This is a genomic window from Campylobacter showae (genome assembly GCF_004803815.1).
GTDB classification, from domain to species: domain Bacteria; phylum Campylobacterota; class Campylobacteria; order Campylobacterales; family Campylobacteraceae; genus Campylobacter_A; species Campylobacter_A showae.
This window is the reverse complement of sequence record NZ_CP012544.1, coordinates 1,144,192-1,162,683: the sequence shown is the minus strand read 5'-3', so window position 1 is coordinate 1,162,683 and position 18,492 is coordinate 1,144,192. Positions and strand designations below refer to the sequence as shown.

23 protein-coding genes and 1 other RNA gene are annotated in these 18,492 nt (G+C 45.6%); 19 read left to right on the top strand and 5 right to left on the bottom strand.

The features are described 5' to 3' along the window. Positions 1-58 precede the first annotated feature (58 nt). From CSHOW_RS05695 to rnpB, 11 genes are all read left to right on the top strand, one after another. A complete protein-coding gene (locus CSHOW_RS05695) occupies positions 59-1,867 on the top strand; it encodes a menaquinone biosynthesis decarboxylase (protein ID WP_004321235.1) in 1,809 nt (602 codons plus the stop codon). A gap of 103 nt (positions 1,868-1,970) precedes the next feature. Then, the gene (locus CSHOW_RS05690; protein WP_004321244.1) at positions 1,971-2,804 is read left to right on the top strand and encodes a thiamine-phosphate kinase; all 834 of its coding nucleotides are present in this window, start codon (positions 1,971-1,973) and stop codon (positions 2,802-2,804) included. Then, positions 2,782-3,906, top strand: coding sequence for a tRNA pseudouridine(13) synthase TruD (truD, locus tag CSHOW_RS05685; protein WP_004321246.1), 1,125 nt, complete (start codon positions 2,782-2,784; stop codon positions 3,904-3,906). The genes CSHOW_RS05690 and truD overlap by 23 nt, the downstream gene beginning before the upstream one ends. Before the next feature lie 484 nt (positions 3,907-4,390). After that, a complete protein-coding gene (locus tag CSHOW_RS05680; RefSeq protein ID WP_004321250.1) occupies positions 4,391-5,029 on the top strand; it encodes a nucleoside recognition domain-containing protein in 639 nt (212 codons plus the stop codon). After that, positions 5,026-5,490 carry a YjiG family protein gene (locus CSHOW_RS05675; protein WP_002950687.1) on the top strand — a complete coding sequence of 155 codons (465 nt, stop codon included), beginning with the start codon at positions 5,026-5,028 and terminating at the stop codon, positions 5,488-5,490. Before CSHOW_RS05680 ends, CSHOW_RS05675 begins: the two co-directional genes overlap by 4 nt. Positions 5,491-5,500: 10 nt before the next feature. Then, a complete protein-coding gene (locus CSHOW_RS05670; protein ID WP_004321255.1) occupies positions 5,501-6,619 on the top strand; it encodes a M20/M25/M40 family metallo-hydrolase in 1,119 nt (372 codons plus the stop codon). Between the two features lie 699 nt (positions 6,620-7,318). Then, entirely contained in the window at positions 7,319-7,495 is a 177-nt protein-coding gene (locus CSHOW_RS05665; RefSeq protein WP_004321263.1) for a Sel1 repeat protein, read from the top strand. Then, positions 7,489-7,662: an SEL1-like repeat protein gene (locus CSHOW_RS05660; protein ID WP_332370056.1), complete on the top strand. Its 174-nt coding sequence runs from the start codon at positions 7,489-7,491 to the stop codon at positions 7,660-7,662. The genes CSHOW_RS05665 and CSHOW_RS05660 overlap by 7 nt, the downstream gene beginning before the upstream one ends. A 227-nt stretch (positions 7,663-7,889) precedes the next feature. Next, complete coding sequence (locus tag CSHOW_RS05655) at positions 7,890-8,099, top strand: alkylphosphonate utilization protein (RefSeq protein ID WP_034964775.1); 210 nt, start codon at positions 7,890-7,892, stop codon at positions 8,097-8,099. A gap of 59 nt (positions 8,100-8,158) precedes the next feature. After that, positions 8,159-8,764, top strand: a complete 606-nt coding sequence (locus CSHOW_RS05650; RefSeq protein ID WP_171992811.1) for a hypothetical protein — start codon at positions 8,159-8,161, stop codon at positions 8,762-8,764. 39 nt (positions 8,765-8,803) lie between these two features. Beyond that, an RNA gene (gene rnpB, locus CSHOW_RS05645) (RNase P RNA component class A) lies at positions 8,804-9,129 on the top strand. A 213-nt stretch (positions 9,130-9,342) separates the two neighbouring features. Here rnpB and CSHOW_RS05640 read toward each other — a convergent pair. From CSHOW_RS05640 to CSHOW_RS05620, 5 genes are all read right to left on the bottom strand, one after another. Next, positions 9,343-9,759, bottom strand: coding sequence for a hypothetical protein (locus tag CSHOW_RS05640; RefSeq protein WP_004321271.1), 417 nt, complete (start codon positions 9,757-9,759; stop codon positions 9,343-9,345). 71 nt (positions 9,760-9,830) lie between these two features. Continuing rightward, a complete protein-coding gene (locus CSHOW_RS05635) occupies positions 9,831-10,049 on the bottom strand; it encodes a hypothetical protein (protein ID WP_004321272.1) in 219 nt (72 codons plus the stop codon). Further along, positions 10,036-10,428 carry a flagellar export chaperone FliS gene (gene fliS, locus CSHOW_RS05630; protein ID WP_004321273.1) on the bottom strand — a complete coding sequence of 131 codons (393 nt, stop codon included), beginning with the start codon at positions 10,426-10,428 and terminating at the stop codon, positions 10,036-10,038. Before fliS ends, CSHOW_RS05635 begins: the two co-directional genes overlap by 14 nt. A gap of 11 nt (positions 10,429-10,439) precedes the next feature. Continuing rightward, positions 10,440-12,173, bottom strand: a complete 1,734-nt coding sequence (fliD, locus tag CSHOW_RS05625; RefSeq protein WP_004321276.1) for a flagellar filament capping protein FliD — start codon at positions 12,171-12,173, stop codon at positions 10,440-10,442. Positions 12,174-12,175: 2 nt separating this feature from the next. Then, on the bottom strand, positions 12,176-12,547 hold the full coding sequence (locus CSHOW_RS05620) for a FlaG family protein (RefSeq protein WP_004321278.1): 372 nt from the start codon (positions 12,545-12,547) through the stop codon (positions 12,176-12,178). A 147-nt stretch (positions 12,548-12,694) separates the two neighbouring features. On the opposite strand from CSHOW_RS05620, the gene CSHOW_RS05615 reads away from it, so the two are divergent. From CSHOW_RS05615 to CSHOW_RS05580, 8 genes are all read left to right on the top strand, one after another. Further along, positions 12,695-13,081, top strand: coding sequence for a hypothetical protein (locus CSHOW_RS05615; protein WP_004321280.1), 387 nt, complete (start codon positions 12,695-12,697; stop codon positions 13,079-13,081). After that, positions 13,078-13,644: a 16S rRNA (guanine(966)-N(2))-methyltransferase RsmD gene (gene rsmD / locus CSHOW_RS05610; RefSeq protein WP_004321282.1), complete on the top strand. Its 567-nt coding sequence runs from the start codon at positions 13,078-13,080 to the stop codon at positions 13,642-13,644. The genes CSHOW_RS05615 and rsmD overlap by 4 nt, the downstream gene beginning before the upstream one ends. 66 nt (positions 13,645-13,710) lie before the next feature. After that, a complete protein-coding gene (locus CSHOW_RS05605) occupies positions 13,711-14,772 on the top strand; it encodes a flagellar basal body P-ring protein FlgI (RefSeq protein ID WP_039895253.1) in 1,062 nt (353 codons plus the stop codon). Next, positions 14,772-15,083 (top strand): rod-binding protein, encoded by a 312-nt coding sequence (locus CSHOW_RS05600; RefSeq protein WP_004321285.1) that lies wholly within the window; start codon positions 14,772-14,774, stop codon positions 15,081-15,083. The genes CSHOW_RS05605 and CSHOW_RS05600 overlap by 1 nt, the downstream gene beginning before the upstream one ends. 53 nt (positions 15,084-15,136) lie before the next feature. Further along, on the top strand, positions 15,137-15,340 hold the full coding sequence (locus tag CSHOW_RS05595) for a flagellar biosynthesis anti-sigma factor FlgM (RefSeq protein ID WP_002953309.1): 204 nt from the start codon (positions 15,137-15,139) through the stop codon (positions 15,338-15,340). Positions 15,341-15,375: 35 nt separating this feature from the next. Continuing rightward, complete coding sequence (gene flgN, locus CSHOW_RS05590) at positions 15,376-15,804, top strand: flagellar export chaperone FlgN (protein WP_004321287.1); 429 nt, start codon at positions 15,376-15,378, stop codon at positions 15,802-15,804. 3 nt (positions 15,805-15,807) lie between these two features. Continuing rightward, positions 15,808-17,661 (top strand): flagellar hook-associated protein FlgK, encoded by a 1,854-nt coding sequence (gene flgK / locus CSHOW_RS05585; protein WP_004321289.1) that lies wholly within the window; start codon positions 15,808-15,810, stop codon positions 17,659-17,661. 54 nt (positions 17,662-17,715) lie between these two features. Beyond that, positions 17,716-18,477 carry a TIGR02757 family protein gene (locus tag CSHOW_RS05580; RefSeq protein ID WP_004321290.1) on the top strand — a complete coding sequence of 254 codons (762 nt, stop codon included), beginning with the start codon at positions 17,716-17,718 and terminating at the stop codon, positions 18,475-18,477. Positions 18,478-18,492: the final 15 nt, after the last annotated feature.

The window sequence follows — 18,492 nt, the reverse complement described above, 5'->3', positions numbered from 1 at the left end:
CAGCCAAAATTTTAGCTTCAAAAACGGCTTGTTCGGATATAAATTATTAAGGAAAAATATGGACTACATCAAGCTTCTAAAAGATAACGGCCTGCTGCGCGTCATAGATAAGCCCGCGGATATCGATCTAGAGATCGCTCACGCAAGCTACATCGAGGTCAAGCGCGAAAACTCGCAGGCGCTGCTTTTTACAAAACCTATCTGCAAAAAAATGGGGCGCAAATTTGCCCCCGTACTAACAAATATCTACGGCTCAAAGCGCGCTTTAGAGCTTATCTTCGGACGAGATCCGGACGAGATCGCGGGCGAGATCGAGCGGCTTTTAAAACCAAAAAAGTCTAAAAGCTTTGGCGAAAAGCTAAATTTTGCCGCGTATTTGTTTGAGATGAGAAAAATTTTCACGAAAAGATCAAAAGGCGAGGGTGAGTGCCAGCAGGTCAAATTTACTGGCGAGGATGTCGATCTTTTGAGCCTTCCAGCGCTAAAAACATGGCCTCTTGACGGCGGCGCCTTTATCACGATGGGGCAGGTCTATACGCAGAGCTTAGACGGCGAACTGCAAAACGTCGGCATGTACCGACTGCAAATTTACGATAAAAATCGCCTCGGCATGCACTGGCAGATCCACAAAGACGGCGCGAATTTCTTTAACGAATACAAGCGCGCAGGTAAAAAAATGCCAGTTTCGGTAGCAATCGGCGGCGATCCGCTCTACATCTGGTGCGGTCAGGCGCCGCTGCCAAAGGGCGTGTTTGAGCTGCTGCTTTACGGCTTCATCCGTAAAGAGCCGGCCAAGCTCGTAAAGTCGCTGACGAATGAAATTTACGTCCCACACGACGCGGACTACGTGATCGAGGGTTTTGTCGATACGGATAAATTTGAGCTTGAGGGGCCGTTTGGCGATCACACCGGCTTTTATACGCCGATCGAGCCGTTTCCGGTGATGGAGGTTACGGCGATCACGAGCAAGCGTGAGCCCGTATTTCACGCGACCGTAGTCGGCAAGCCGCCGCTTGAAGATAAGTATATGGGCTGGGCGACCGAGCGCATTTTCTTGCCGCTTTTGCGCACGACGGTGCCTGAGCTTCTAGACTACAACATGCCTGAAAACGGCGTCTTTCACAACCTGATTTTAGCTAAGATAAATGCCCTTTATCCCGCGCACGCCAAGCAGGCGATGCACGCGTTTTGGGGCGTGGGGCAGATGAGCTTTGTAAAGCACGCGGTTTTTGTCGGCGAGGATGCGCCAAATTTGAGTGATTATGACGCGCTTACGGAGCATATTTTAAACCGCTTCGGCGAAAAAAGCCTGCTAATCAGCGAGGGCGTGTGCGATCAGCTCGATCATGCTAGCCCGAACTCGTACTTCGGCGGTAAGCTTGGAATCGACGCGACGCAGGATTTTTCGGTGTCTGCGCCAGCACTCTTAGACGATGCCGCGCTACTTGCTAAATTTAAAGAAATAGAGCCAAATTTAACGCAGCTCGTGCAGTTTAAAACAAATACCAAAACTCCGATTTGCGTCGTCAAATTTGATAAAAACCGCCTCGTAAAAGATGTTTTTGAAGAGCTTTTAAAATTTAAAGAGTACTTTAAACTACTCGTTTTCGTCGGTCCTGAAAACCGCCTAGAAAACCCGTATATGCTGCTTTGGCGCGTGACAAATAACATCGACGCCTTGCGCGATATCTACGTGCGCGAGGGCGCGGTCTGTATCGATGCCACCGCAAAAGGCGAGGCCGAGGGCTATACGCGCGGCTGGCCGCTACAAACCGACTGCGACCGCGAAGTCGCGGCTGATCTCGTTAAGCGCGGCATAGTAAAAGAGGAGCCCGAGCTTTTTAGCAAATTTGAGATTTTCGGATAAATTTTTAAACTCGGTAAATTTAAAAGCGGCTAAATTTGCCGAGCCGCTTAAATAAATTCGTTTTTCAAGCGCCTTTTTAGCCCGAATTTTATAAAATCGCAAAATGGATAAAGAACGCCTAATAATCGATAAATTCAGCAACTCCTTCATCGGCGATGACGGCGCCGTCGTGGCGCATGAGCGCGGCCGGTGGGTGTATAGTAAGGACCTTTTTTGCGAGAGGACGCACTTTCTAGCAGGCTGGCTTAGCATGGAGGAGATCGCGCGCAAGGCGATGCTCGTAAATCTCTCCGACGCCGTCGCGATGAACGCCGAGCCTAAATTTGCGCTTATAGGACTTGGGCTACCCAAAAACACGAGCGCGGCGCAGATCTCGGCGCTACGCAAAGGATTTGCGGACGTTTGCGACGAGTACGGCGTGACTATCATCGGCGGCGACACGATCGGCAGCGATAAAATTTTGCTTAGCGTTACGATTATTTCACGCCTCCGAGGCAAGGCGGTTTTACGAAGCGGCGCGAAAAATGGCGATCTAGTCGCTTTTACGGGCGAGCTTGGAGGCAGTCTAAAGGGACTTAGGACGCTTCTAAACGGCGGACGGATCTCGTCAAATTCTCGCTTTAAAAAGCCTGTTTTAAAAGATAAATTTTTCTACGCCGCAGCAAGCAAGATAAACGCCGCCATGGACGTTTCAGACGGGCTTGGCGCAGATCTGGCCAAACTTTGCGCGCAGAGTCGTTGCGGGGCGAAATTTAGCAAGCGGCTAAGCAAACGCGAGCTAAATAGCGGCGAGGAATACGAGATTTTATTTACGTTTAGTCCGAAAAACCGCGCCAAAATCTTAAGCCTAGCTCGCAAAACCCGCACGAAAATCACGATCTTTGCCAAAATCACGAAAGGAAAATTTAAAAGCAATGCAAGAAACCACCATTTTTAAGCCTCTTTACGCGCTCACTCACGCGCCCATTAACGCGTATTTTAGTAAAAACTCGGATGATTTTGTAGTGCGCGAGATCCCGCTTTACGCATTTAGCGGGCAGGGCGAGCACTTGATAATCGAAATTTGCAAAAAAGATATGACGACGCAGGAGGCCTTGCAAGCGCTTAGCGAAATAAGCGGCGTAAAGATGCGGGATTTTGGCTACGCGGGCCTAAAAGACAAGCAAGGTATGACGACGCAATTTATCTCGATGCCGCGTAAATTTGAGGCTATGCTAGCAAATTTTAGCCACGAAAAGATGAAAATTTTAAGCCTCGCTGCACATGATAATAAGCTTCGAATCGGGCATCTAAAAGGCAACAGCTTTTTTATCCGCCTAAAAAAAGTGATGCCTAGCGAAGCGGCTAAACTGGAACAAGCCGTGCGAAATGTGGGCGAGTCTGGATATCCAAACTACTTTGGTTATCAGCGTTTCGGCAAATACGGTGACAACGCGCAAAGCGGGCTGGAACTGCTAAAATCGGGCACCGTAAACGGCAAAAAGAGTAAAAATCCAAAGCTAAACGACTTTTTGATCTCGGCATATCAAAGCGATCTTTTTAACCGCTGGCTTAGCAAACGCGTGGAGATTTCGAGATTTGCACAGGATTTTAGCCTCGCTGAGCTAGCTCAAATTTACCCGTATCTTGACGGCGCGATTTTGAAAAATTTAAAATCGCAAAAGAGATTTTTTAAGCTGATAGAGGGCGAAGTTTTGGGGCATTATCCGCACGGCAAGTGCTTTTTATGCGAGGATTTGGACGCGGAGGGCGCGCGCTTTGACGTGAGAGATATCACTAGCTGCGGGCTGATCGCAGGCGCTAAGGCGTATGAAGCGCAGGGCGCGGCGAAGGCAGTAGAGGATCAAATTTTTGCGCAGGCAAATGAATTTAAAGCTAAAATGACGGGATCTAGGCGCTTTGCGTGGTGTTATTTGGAGGATGCGAGCTACAAATACAACGAGGAAAAAGCGCACTTTACGATAAATTTTACGCTACAAAAAGGAAGCTACGCGACAGTGGTGCTGGAGGAAATCTTGCACAAAAATATCTTTGAGTAGGGCGGCGGCTCGTCTTGCGAGCGCTTTTAAATGCTTTTTACTTCGCTTTGCTCGCAACTGCAAGCAGAACGTAAATTTCGCCCTGCGACAAACTATATGTCTAGTCTTGGGGTGAAATTTACTTCGCTTCGCCTTGATTTTTTAGTTCAAATTTGAAGTCAAATTTCATAAATTTCGGCTTTAAATTTTAGCAACTGCAAGCAGAGTCTTAAATTTGACTATATGAGCGCTTGCCTTGTTTTTGTCAAATTTTAACTCTATCGCTGTTTTAGATAGCTTATTTCGCGCCTTGCGGCTATATTATTAAAGTTGCAAATTTACGGTTATTTTTATTAAATTTGAATGTTTTAAAATCAAAGTATCTAAAAGTAACATTAACTAAAAGAACTAAATATTATTCATTATCTTAATCTGCTTTTTACTCATTCCTAAGGTTCGCGACTGTATATTACCTATGTATTTACTTTATTTTTAAGGAGGCTTTATGCAAGAGGCAAACGACGGCAAAAAGCTAGCGATCGGCACCGTTGCCTTAATCCTAGCTATCGTCTTTTTCGGCGGTTTCTTAAAGGATGTCGCGGGCGGAATTTTTGATTTCGGTAAGCTAACCGGACAGTTTCCGGAGTGGCTTAAGACTGCAGGCGGCACTAGCGCAAAGGGCGGTTTTATATTTGCGCTTAGTCTGGTTCCTGCGATCATGCTAGCTCTAGGTTTCGTCGCGATATTTGAGAGATATTACGCGCTTTATGCGGCTTCGCGCTGGCTAACTCCCGTGTTAAAGCCTCTCATCGGCATCCCGGGCTGCTGCTCGATCTCGCTCATAGCTAGCACGCAAAGCACCGACGCGGGCAGCTCTACGGCGAAGTTTTTACGTCAAGACGGCAAGATCACGCACAAAGAGCTTTTGATATTTGCCGCGTTTCAGTTTAGCGCGGGCGCGATGATCACGAATTTCCTAGCGTCTTTTGCGCCGCTACTTTTGGTTGCGGACAAAAACGGAGCCCTAGCGCCTATGTCTATCGCGGCGGGCCTAGGAATTATTTTGGTGTTTAAGGTATTTGGAGCAAATTTGATGAGACTTTACGTTAAAAAATTCGTAAAAGACGGGGAGACTGAGGTATGAGCGAGCAAGCTAATAATAAATTATTAACCGACGTTTTCGTAGAAGGCGCCAGGAAGGGCTGGGATATCGCCGTTCACAACACTATCCCAAACGTCCTTATGGCTTTTGTTATCATCCACATCTTAAAAGTCTCTGGCGCGCTTGACATCATAGGCAAGTATCTTGGTTTTGTTATGTTGCCGCTTGGACTTCCGGGCGAGTCGATAGCTGTGATCATGGCGGCGTTTCTTAGCTGGGGCGGGTCTGCCGGCGTGCTTGTGGCGCTGGTTCAGGGCGGCACTCTAACGGCTCCCGATATCGCCGTACTGATCCCCGGCATGGCGCTAGTAGGCTCTACGGTGCAGTATATGGGACGCGTACTGGGCGTGCTGGGAATTCCTGGCAAGCACTATTTGGTGCTATTTGGCATATGTATCCTAAACGCCTATCTAGCGATGTTTGTAATGAGTCTCATCGTATAAAGGATGATCCATGAAACAAGAGGAGCTAAAACAATACCTAGCCGAGCTAAAGGAGCTAACTAATATCGAGAGCCCGACGGCTAGCATAGAGGGTGTAAATAGCGTCGCAAAGTGGTTTATGAATAAGGCGGAGACGCTCGGTCTAAAACACGAAACGGTAGCGCTTGGCACCGATAAAGTCGCTGACTGCCTGCTCATCTCAAACAACCCGAACGCGGCTAAATTTGACGTACTTTTCGTCGCGCACATGGATACGGTTTTCCCCGTTGGTTCGGTGCAAAATACCCCTTTTACTCAGAACGAGGGTAGGGTAAACGCGCTAGGTGTCATCGACGACAAGGGCGGCGCACTGCTGTCGCTCTACGTCATCAAGGAGCTTGATCTGAGTAAAATCAACGTCGCTTTGTTTCTAAACTCGCACGAGGAGACGGGGTCAAATTTTGCCAAAGAAAAGATCCGCGAATACGCTAGAAAGTCTAAATTTTGCCTCGTGATGGAGCCTGCTCGCGAGGACGGCTCGATGGTGGCTACTAGAAAGGGCGTGATGTCTTACGTGATCGAGTTTTACGGCGTGGGCGCGCATGCTGGCAATCATCCCGAGCTCGGCCGTTCGGCGCTCGTAGAGGCGGCAAATTTCGTAGTCGAGCTATCAAAGCTGACCGATTTTGCGGCAGGACATACCTTTAACTCCATCATCACAAACGGCGGCACCGCGCAAAACGTCGTGCCCGAGTTTGCCAGCGTGACCTGCGAGATGAGGTATAAATTCGCCTCATCGGTCGAGTTTTTTAACAAAAAGCTGGACGAGATACTAAGCAAAGGCATCGTAAACGGCGTAACGCATAAAAAGATACTAATCAACGAAGAAGCGCCGATGATAGACGAGCAAAATTTGCCGAGGATCAAAGCGATCTTTGACGAAGTCGCCAAAGAAACGGGCGCGAAGTTGAGCTGGGTGGACGCTGGCGGTCTAAGCGACGGTAACATCACGGCCTCGGCAGGTTGCCCTACGATCGACGGACTGGGGCCTACGGGCGGAAATATGCACACTAAAAACGAATACATGGAAGTTGACTCTGTCGTGCCAAAATGCAATCTCGTGCTAGACGTCATCAAAAAGCTTGTTTAAATTTAACGGCAAAAGGGTCAAATTTTGGCTCTTTTGCCTTATAATTTTAAAATTTGAAAGCCTTGTTTTGTAGCTAAATTCGGTTCAAATTTAGCTATAAATTTCACCATAAAATTTAAAAATCAAACTACTGATTTTTAATGCTCCTATGCTATTTCGTACTATAATTTCATTATAAATCTATTTAAGAAAGGCACTACGAAAAAGCTACTTTTGAGTGCTGCAACGATCGGCATTCTGGCTGCTTTTGCTCAGGCAAATCCGTCTGCTGACTACGGCGAAGTGCTAAAAAGCTAAGGCGCAAGGCAATTATGCAAGCGCGGCGGCACTTTTTAAATCTGCTTGCTACGAGAGCGGCAACGACTCGGCTTGCAAAGAGCTGGGTGAAATCTACGAGAGCGGTCGCGGCTCGCAAATGAGTAAAAATACAACTTTGGCCAATGAAGCCTATAATAAGTGCTGCGACCTAGACCCGTCCAGAAGCGACTGCTACTCGGCAGTAGGCAGGGAGGCAAAACCTAGAAGGGGGTGCTAAAAGCGCCTGAAAGACCAAAGGATAGCTAGGAGCTGGTAACTGCCGCAAAAGAGTGCCAGGAGGGTAGCGCCGAGTAGTGTAAAAAGGCTTTTGGTCTTTATCAGGAGGACCGCCACAGCGAGAAATTTAAAGCATCGTCAACGGGCTGCGAACTAGGCAGTGCCGTGCTTTGCGAGGAGGCGGGTCTGGCATACGTGAGAGGTTACGGCGTTCAGCAGGATCAGGGTACTGCCGCCCAGTTTTTCTTAAAAGCTTGTAATGCCAATAACGTATCCGCGTGCGCACGAATAGGCGTCATGGCTAGAGATATGGGTAATGTCGATGCTGCGCGGAGATACTAGAACAGGCGTGTCAGACGCTCCCGCGAGCTTGCAGGGATCTAGCGATGATATATCAAAACGATTCTTATGACCGCAAAGACGAAGAAAAGGCGCGCGCTTTATATAAAAAGGCGTGCGACGGCGGGGATAATATCGGCTGCGCCGAACTGCAGTGGATGGGCCAGTAAGCTAATCTAAAGCAAAAGACTGCGCAGAGGAATAAATTTGAGGCTGAATTTTATTGGCGCAGTCTTTGATTTCGTCGCGTTTACGGCGAATTTTGGCGGACTTGGTTTCGTCAAATTTGACGGCAGTAAATTTGACATGTATCGTTTGTATTTTTCAATTTAGCGGCTTTGACTTTATTTTTTGTTCATTTTTTAGTAAAATGGACGCTAAATTTAAAGGAGAAAATATGCCAAAAGACGCAAACGGTACCGAACTAAACGCCGGAGATAACGTAACTCTAATCAAAGACCTAAAAGTAAAAGGCGCGGGCGCTACGCTAAAGCGCGGAACTATGGTGAAAAATATAAAAATCACGGATAACGACAAAGAGATCGAAGGCAGAATCGATAAAATGGGCGTCATCGTGCTAAAAACGGAGTTTTTAAAGAAGGCTTAGTTTAAATTTGCGCGGTGATTATGCGCTGGCGGCGTGCAAGTCGTTTATTAAAGACGGATATGTATATATTAAAAATATTAAGCAGAGTTGTTAAGATTGCGGCGTTTTTTATAGTTGTTGTACTGTTTTTCTTATTGATAGTGTATTTAGCTATTCAAATTTCGCCGTTTTTTAAATTTCCGTACGTAAAAGATCGAGATTTGATTAAATTTAAAGCATTGACGGGCTTAGAAGGCGAAACTCTACTGATATATCGCAAGAAGGTTCCTGATGGTGTTTGTTTTAATAAATGGCAGACTTGTATCTGTTATACGCATTTTATAAAAGCGGATAAGCCTTTTACTGCAACGCAACAAACGATGACGCTAGATGGCTATGATCTTGTTCCCAAGTCCGACTGTGTAGCGCAAACTAAAAATTTACATGAATTGAAATTATCGTGGGCGGCCCCGTTTTATCACTATGCCGGCAGTCGGGAGTATTTGATTTACGGTTCGACTGAAAATTTAAACCTAACCGTGTTAATGAACGATAAAAGACAGATATGGCACAAAAAGGATCATATACCGTTGGGACAGCCGATAAAATATGATCATGAGGTGATTTTATATCCCGAGTTTAATATGATTCAAATAAATACTTTAGGGCATTATAGCGTGCGTTAAAAAGCTATCCTTAAACCCGAAAAAGCTATAATCGCGCCCAAGGTATGGCAAGTGATTGCTTTTGCGTAGGCAAAAGAGGAAAGTCCGAGCTGCAATAAGACGGAGTTCCATCTAACGGATGGCTGGGGCGACCCAAGGGACAGTGTAACAGAAAGCAAACTACCGCTTCGGCGGTAAAGGTGAAACGGCGGGGTAAGAGCCCACCAGCGCGGCGTGCAAGCGCGGCGGCTATATAAACCCAACTCGCAGCAAGAAGGGATGGTTTTGAGTCTTATGTCAAACCCTTCGCTAGAGCCAAATTGTAAAATTTGGAGTAGATAAATAATCACTCACGACAGAACTCGGCTTATCGCCATGCCTTTTTTACTACTTTTATTTCATCAAGTTTTTAAATTTATGTGTTTTTACTGCGACAAACCGCTATCTTAACGGCGCGTTTTGCAAATTTAAGCTAAGGTTTGCGGCGACCGTGCGGCAAAGTAAAATTTGATCAAATTTGGCGAGGCGGAATTGGGTTTAAATTTGACGGCTACGGATAGGGTTTAAGTTTGAAACGGCGCAAGGCGCGTTTTTGGAGCCTAAATATCCCAAATTTCTAAAATTTGCGGACACGCAGCACTAACAGCTAGCTTAAATTTAGATTTTTGCTCGTCGCTTGGTTCGTCTATGGTCTCAAATTTTCCAAACATCTCGGCGATCTCAAGCCAGCCTGCTATATCCAGATCAAATTTAACTAAATTTGACGCGCAAAGATATCCCGCGTCGTGATCGTAAAAAGCAACCTTGCCATCATCTAAACAGACAAGCCAAAGATCGCCCGTGCCCGTATCTGCAAAGATATAAAACTCGCGCACTATCTCACTCTCGCCTTCAAAGACAAACCTCGCTTCATCGTTAAATTTAACTAGCTCGTACTCCTTTAGCACTCTAAAGTCGCCCGCTATCTCCGCGCCGAGTCTGCTTTTTAAAGCGTCCTTTATAGCGTTTTTCGTCATATCTTTGCCTTTGCGGGATAAAATTTAGAAGGAAATTTGAGATAAAAAGCGCCGTAAATTTGAGAAATTATCTACGACGCTATGTATTTTTTTACGTTTTTTAGTTTTTCTAGCTCTTTGCCGAGCTCGGTTCTGTTTTTTTGTATCAAATTTATCGCTGCGCCCAGAAGCTCCTGAGCTTGCAGGGCGTCCTCTAGGCTGTCAAATTTACTAGGAGTCTGGCCCGCTAGTGCCGCGATAGCCTCCGCGTCATTGCTAGCGACGGCTATTTTTAGCTCATCCAGCCACATCGGCTTGCCCCGCGCCAGTCGTCTCTTTCCATGCTTCAAGTAGCTGTTTGGTTACGCTCACGACCTCGTTTAGGCTCTGCTCGTCGTTGTTTATATTTGCCATCGACAGCAGTTGGATCTGCCTCGTATAAAGTCCGCTTAGATAGTGCGCGACGCTACCTTGGTTGTAGTCTAATGAGTTTAGAAGCTCGATAAAGATGGCGTTCGTGCGGTTTATAAAATATACTTTTTTCTCCACGTCGTTATCTTGCATCGCTTTTCTAGCTCTAAAAATAAATCTCAAAACGCCCTCGTAAAGCATCTCGATGAGCTTAGTAGGCGACTCGATGCCGCCTACCGCGTTTTGCGAATACGCCGCGTGTGCAGTGTTGTATTGCATAAATTTACCTTTTATTTCTTGTTATATTCGGCTTCGATCATCGATTTTAGCGACGAAAATTCGCTATTTAACTTGCTGATGATCTTGTCGTATGCCAAAAATCGCTCTTCCATCGTGGCGTACTTTGCGTCTAGTGACTTTTGCGTCTTTTCTTTTTCGGCATCGAGCGTTTTTTTCTCCTCGATCAGGCTTTGTCCGTATTTGGTTAAAGAGCCGTTTTTTGAGTTGATTAGCCCGTCTATAGTCTTTTTCGCCGAGGAAAAGATGCCGTTTACGGTCGTATTTTTCGGTGTTACGGTTGATTCGCTAAAGCCCACGGCGTTTAGCGCCGCTCCAGAACCCTTTATACTTATCGCCGTACCGTTTGTAGTTTTTAGCGATATGCCGTCTTCGTTTGCGGTTAGAGTCGCTTGTATGCCCGATATCCCGGCGTCGTTTATAGCTTTTAGTAGCGCTAGAGCGTTTTCTTTTGCCGAATTTGACGCAGGCGTAGCGGCTAAATTTATCTTTTTCCCGTTTATCACGAGATCGTCGCCGCCGATAGTGAGCGCTCCGCTGTCTACCGGTTTTGAGCTAAGAACTTGAGCCGTGCCATAGGTGGTGCCACCGGCAAATATCTTTTGGACGCTTTGCAAATCCTCATCTAGTTTTTTGCCGAGTTTTGAGCTATCTAGCTCTAGCAGGCCTTCTTTATTTAGACTTAGACCGTAGTCGGCTAAATTTGCCGTCTTTGTTACGTTATCTTTCGTGTAGGTCTGATTGCCGAATAAAATTTTATTTAGCGTCGATTTTATCGTATTTATCTCGCTTACGCCCTGGAAAGTGCCCGATTTTTTAGTGTCCGAATCATAATCGGTAGCGACTTTTAGGTTGTTTACGAGATTATTATACGCCGTTACCATGCTTTGCATGCTTTCTTTTATCGCGCTCGTGTCCTCTTTGACGCTAAAAGTCGTCTTACCAGTATCTTTTAGTTTTATCGTCATTCCTAAATTTAGATCTTTTACCTCGTTGCCGCTTCGTTTTATCGTAATGCCGTTGTAGACGAACTCGGCGTCTTGTGCCGTTGAGATTTTGTTGTTTGCGATATTTGCGCTATCCCAGCCTAATTTTTGCAAAACGTCGTCCGCACCGGTTAGGGCCGTGCCGTCACTATCGACATTTGTTATCTCTACTTTATTTTCTGCGCCGGTTTCTTTGGACTGCAATATAAGCTGATATGGATCTTCGCCGCCGACCTTCATCGCTTTTGCCGAGACGGCGCCGTTTGTGACCTCGTTGATCTTATCGGCTAGCTCTTCTAGCGTAGTGGAGTTTTTAGCCTCGATTTTATAGGTTTGGTCTCCGACTTTTATACCAAAGGTTCCGTTTTTGCCGATAAACGAGCTTGAGGTGGCAAATTTAGTGCTTTGATAAACGTCTTTTTTGGCTAGTTGCTTAACATCTATGTCGATATCTTGTACCGCGACGCCCGCACTCACGCTTATATCTGCGCTCTTTCCATCTGAGCTAGTGGTTCTTTTTTGATATGAGCTATCGTCTGCTAGGGTTGAAACCGAGGATCGAAAGGTGCCGATCAGCGTTTTTAGAGCCGTTAGATCTTTTTGTTTTGTCGCGTTTGCCGTGATTTTAGCGGTTACGGGTTTTATCTGACCCGCTTCGTCGGCGGCTTTTAGCTTATCTATAACGTCTTGCGTTAAAACTTGGCTACCAAAGCCAAGCGAAGAAACTTTACCTAGTGCCATTTTTAGCTCTCCTTGTCAAATAAAACTCCGACCGCCTCTCTAAAATATTCGCTTAGCTTCATTGCCTGTTCGGTCGGGATTTTGCGGATTACTTCGCCGGTTTTCATCTCCATGACGTTTACGTACATCGCGCCTATTTTGTCGTTGTAACCAAAACGTATGCTAGTGCCTAGATCTTCCATTTGTTTATTTAGCTTTTCCGTGGCTTCTTTTACTTCTTTGCTTAGCGTTTCGTTATTTTGCTCGGTTAAATTTTGGGTTGCGTCTTGCTGGATCTGCGTCCTTTCGACCTCTCTGGTTTGCGTAGAGCTTTGTGCGTGCGAGCTTGTAGCTACATTTGCCATCGGCTGGCTTGCTACTTTGAAAATTTCCATATTTTCTCCTTTAAATGTTTGCTAGCTTCTATATCGTCAAATTTGCAAATTTTTTTAGCCCCGTTCGGGAAAATTTTTGCTTAATTTAAATTTTCGCATAAATTTGTTAAAATCCAGCCTAAATTAAGGCGAGAAAAAGGAGAATTCGTGAAAGTTTCGTTTGAATGCGACTGCATTTTGCTGGGGGAGTCGCTAAGGCTATTTTTGAGGGATTTTATCTCGCCTAGAAAAGATTGCGACTTTATCGTGGCGGACAAAAAGGTAGAGGCTAAAAAGCCTGTTTTTGTGATCGCCGAGCACTCGCCTCATCTAAAAATCCCTTTTAGCAAAGAGGCCCTTGTCTCCGCACTTGAGGAGTTTTACTCGGCGATTCAGTTTTCAGAGCCCATTGCGCCCTCTCGCACAACCTCGCCTGCATTTGTTATAAAAGAAGAAGCCGCGCCGCAAAACGGTTCAAATTTGGAGCTTGAGGTTTCAAATTTGATAGATAAATTTAAAGAAGATCTACTCGCGATTCTAAGGAAAAATCGTTGAAAAATCTCTACGCGACTATCTCAAGCGGTAAATTTAAAGGTAAAAAGCTGCTTTTGCCCTCGCTTCAAACCACAAGGAGCACGAAAAACATTGTAAAAGGTTCGTTTTTCGACTCGTTTCGCTATGAGCTAGCGGGTAAAATTTTTATCGAGGCTTTTGGCGGTAGCGCGCTGATGGCCGCAGAAGCGCTAAGCAACGGCGCACAAAAGGCGTACGCGATAGAAATCGACAAAAACGCCTATAAGATCGCACTGCAAAACGCCAAGCTTATCGGCGACGAGCTTGAGGTCGTAAACGGAGATACTTTTGAGATAACGCCAGCTATCGTCGCGAAGCAAAATTTACCCGTTATCTTGTATCTTGATCCGCCTTTTGATATCAGAGACGGATTTGCGGACGTTTATGAAAAGTGCGTAAATTTGGCGCTAAATTTGCCTAAAGATAAAATTTACCTGATCGCTTTCGAGCATGCTAGCCACCTAAATTTACCAGAAAACATCGGCGCATTTACTCTTTTAAAATCTAAAAAATTCGGAAACACCTCGCTTAGTTACTATTCTTAAATTCTTGCATCAAATTTGGAATACTAATTGCTTTTAGTCCTTGAAAATACAAATTTAAGGACGAAAATGAAACTAGCGGCATGCTTGCTGAGCCTTGCCATATCGACTTTTGCGGCGCAGATAAAAGACATCGCAAACGTCGTTGGCGTGAGGGAAAATCAGCTGATCGGATACGGTCTGGTCGTCGGTCTAAACGGCTCTGGCGACGGCAGTAGCTCTGAGTTTACGATCCAGTCTCTTTCAAATATGCTTCAAAGCGTGAACGTAAAAATCAAGCCAGACGACATCAAATCAAAAAATACCGCCGCGGTAATGGTTATCGCAAAGCTGCCGCCGTTTGCTAGGCAGGGCGATAAGCTCGACGTCGTGATATCATCTATCGGCGATGCAAAGAGCCTTCAGGGCGGAACGCTTTTGATGACTCCGCTTAAGGGCGTGGACGGCGACATTTACGCTCTAGCTCAGGGCTCGCTAACTATAGGCGGCAAAACCGCATCTCGCGGAGGCGGAAGTAAAGGCGGCAACCACGTAACCGCGGGCACGATCCCAAGCGGCGCAATCGTGGAGCGCGAGATCGCGTACGATATCTATAATCAAGAAGCGATATTTTTAAGCTTAAAAGAGTCGAATTTCGACACCGCTTCAAATATACAAAGAGCGGTAAATTTAAATATAGGCGGCGATAGCGCCGTAGCGGTTGACTCCAGAACGATCAGGATCGCTAAGCCAAACGGAGTAAATATGGTTGATTTCGTAGCTAGGGTGTTAAATTTGGACGTGGATTATAAAGCGCTAGATAAGATCGTAATCGACGAGCGCACCGGCACGATAGTAAGCGGCATAAATATCACGGTCGATCCCGTCGTCATCACGCACGGCGACATCACGATAAAGATAGAACCTAGCTCGTATGGCGATATGGCTGCAAACGGGCAAACAATCGACTTGCAAGACGGCGCAGCGGTCGATCCGCTAACCAATATGCTAAAAATCAGCGGCGAAAAAACAACCGTAGCTAGCGTAGCAAGGGCGCTAAGTAAGATGGGCGCGACTCCTAGCGACATCATAGCGATCATGGAAAATCTAAAGCGTGTGGGCGCCATACATGTAAATTTGGAGATAATATAATGTTAAACGTAGATACTTCGGCGGCTTTAAGCTCCTACAATAAATTTGCCACGAGCTCTATCGAAAATAGACGCACGGATAAGCCTCAGAGCGAGCAAGACGCGCTTTTAAAAGAGCAAACCGATGCTTTTGAGGCGTTTTTGGTTAAAAGCGTGCTAGATATCGCGCTAAAGGACGAAAATCCGTTATTTGGCAAAGATGCCGGAGACGAGATCTATCACTCGATGTATAACGACACGATGAGTAAGGCTCTGAGCGGAAATTTAGGCTTTAGCGAACTTTTATTTAATTATTTGAAAGAAAGGGCTTAAGAAATTTCAAAATTTGCCGATTTAGTTTCTAACAAATCTAAAAAGGCTTGAAAATGATAGGAACTTTGGGAGCTAAACTGGGCATGAGCCCGCAGCAAATCACTCGCTCAAACGACGTAAAAAAGAGCGAAAACATGGAAAAAACACAAGGCAAAGAAGAAAGCAAGGTTGCAAAGATAGCTGAGCAGATCGCAAACGGGACATATAAACTAGATATGTCCAAGACTGCAAAAGCCATTGCCGATACGCTTTTATAAGATTTTTTGTCCTTGCGTAAAAAGAAAGGACAAAAATGCTTAAAAAATATTTAGATGAGGCGATGGGCGTGCTAGACGAGCTCATCGCCCAAACTACGGAAGATATAGAAAAGATAAAACTAGCTGATCACACTAAGGTCGATGATAGCGTCAAACGCAAAAACGAGCTGGTTAAAAAATTCGAATCTATAAAATCGCTGCTAGATAAAGAGCTTTTAAGAGTCTCAAAGGAAAACGGCGGGGCAAATTTAAGCTCTATCCTTGACGATGAGGTAAAATCATCTCTCGCGCTTATGCGCTCAAAGCTTGAAGAGCTCTACTCAAAAAACAAAGAATACGCAAAATACGTCGTCGGAGTAAAAGAATTTTTCGATAGCTTGCTAAAAAACATGTTTAAAAGCGAGTCTGGCAGCTACGATAAAGAAGGCTTGACGCCTGAAAGTTTATTTAAAACAAGGGTTTAAAAAATGGCTAATATATTTTCGTCTTTACATATTGGAGTTAGCGGCCTAGATGCCGCGCAGACGCAGATCACTACGACAGGACACAACATCACAAACGCCGACAGCGAGCACTACACTAGACAGCGCGTCGTGCAGTCTGCCAGAGAGCCTTTTCACGATATGCCGGGCGACATCGGTACTGGCACCAAGGTCGATACGGTCGTACGCGTGCATGACGAGTTTACGTTTGCTAGACTTCGAACTTCAAATATAAATTTAGAATCAAGCGAATATAAAAAGCAAATTTTAGAGGAGATTTCGCAGCGCTTCCCTGATCTACAAAGCGTAGGCATAGGTAGGGATTTGCAAAATTATTTTAATGCATGGAACAACCTCGCTTCTAACCCAACCGAGGGTTCTCAGAAGGTAAATCTACTAAATTCGGCCGCAACGCTATCAAACAGTATCAACAAAGCCCACGATATGCTAACCAAGATCCAAAAGGACGTGGACTCGCAGATAGAAGTCGCCGTAAATGAAATCAACAAATACGCCAAGCAAATCGCGCAGATAAATAAAGAGATCGTGCGCGTCGAATCAGTCGGCACTACTAGAGCAAACGATCTGCGCGACAAACGCGATCAGCTCGAACTAGCGATGTCGAAAATTGCCGGCATAAGCGTATTTAAGGGGCAACTACAAAGCAACAATATCGATCCGACCGTAACCGATATGGGTACCAAGCATCAGATAAATATTTCAGGATTTAATATCGTAGATGGCACGACGTATCATCCGCTAACAGTCGATAGGATAAGCGACAAGAGCGATTTTAAAGGTGTATTTTTCGAAAGAGACGATAGCAAGAAAGTCGATCTAAACGGACGAATCTCGGGCGGTAAACTAGGCGCCGCGCTGGATCTACGCGGACGAAGAGTGGATGATAACGGAGAATTTCAAGACGGAACGATACAAAAATACATCGACAACCTAAATACCTTCGCCAAAGGCATCATAAACGAGACGAACAATATCTACGCAAGATCGGCCGTAGAAAACGCCGTAACTGACGAGCTAGACGGTCTAAGCGACTCTAGGACGCTGATGAATTTTAACGACGACATTAAACACGGTAGCTTTGACGTCGTAGTTTATAACAATCAAGGCCAAGAGGTCGCTCGAAAAACGATAAACATAAACGCCTCTACTACTATAAACGACAATACTCGCGGCAACTCTATCGTGCGGGACTTTAACTCCGACACTGACGACAACGGCGACAATAACTCGCTAAACGACGTGGACGATTATTTTCAGGCAAACTATCAGTACGACGCGACGACGGGCAAAGGCACGTTTGGCGTAACAGCTAAAAGAAATGCCGGCGAATACAGCGTCGCTTTCGTCGATAAAGGTACCAATTTCCCGGGTATTATCGGGGTAAATAGAGTTTTTGAGGGCGGAAACGCGAAAAATATGAGCGTAAAAAGCGAGCTGATGGAAAATCCGCACAAGCTAAAAGCCTACTCAAACCCGACTCCTGGCAACAACGAAGTCGCAAACGATATGGTGCAAATGCAGTATAAAAAAATCATATTTTACTCCGACAAGCATGCGGACAAGGAAGAGAGCGTCGAGGGATATTACCGCTATATCACCACCGATCTAGCTAGCCAAACTCAGACAAATAACGATCTAAACGACGCAAATACAGCTATCCATAAAGTTGCTATGTCTGAGTACCAGTCGGTTAGCGGCGTAAATTTAAACGAGGAGCTGACAAACCTTATACGCTTTCAAAGCAGTTACGGTGCGGCGGCTAAAATCATCACGACCGTAGAAAAGATGCTCGATACCTTGCTCACGCTAAAGCAATAAATTTAAATTTCTTTTAGCCTTTTTGGTTTAAAATCTCGTCCAAAAAGGCTAAAAATGGACTTAAAAACCCTCCTGGATCAAAACGTAATCTCTAAAAACACCCATGCGGACCTGTTTGCCGCCGCCGATCCGCTGCAAGTCGCTAGTAAATTTAAAACGCCTGAGATTACCCTCATCTGCGCGCTTTTTGCTTACGGCAACGCAAAACTCATCGTAAATTTCCTAAATTCGCTCGACTTCTCGTTGCTGGATAAAAGCGAGGAGGAAATCGCCTCAAATTTGACGCAGCACAAATACCGCTTTCAAAGCTGCGAGGACGTGCGGCAGATTTTCATCACCCTTTCACGCCTGAAAAAGCACGGCGATATCGAAAGCGTGGTGAGATCGGGCTTTGAAAAAAACGGCTCGATGGTAGACGGCATAAACGAGCTTATTAAATTTATCTATTCGCTAAATCCTTACCGCTCGGAGGGGTATGAGTTTTTCTTTGGTAAGCCATACGAAAAAGCGCCGCAAAGCCCGTATAAACGCTACAATATGTTTCTACGCTGGATGGTGCGCGATAGCGACATCGACCTTGGGCTCTTTAAAAGCCTGCCAAAAAGCAAGCTCCTCATACCTCTTGACGTGCATACGCACCGAGTTTCGCTAAATTTGGGCTTAATCTCTCGCAAAAGCTATGATTTTAAGGCCGTGCGCGAGCTTACGGACATGCTTTGCGAATTTGACCCCGCAGATCCGATCAAATACGATTTCGCGCTCTACCGCATCGGGCAAAGCGGCGAACTGGCGCAAATTTTAAGCGAGATAAAGTAAATTTGACGGGTTTTG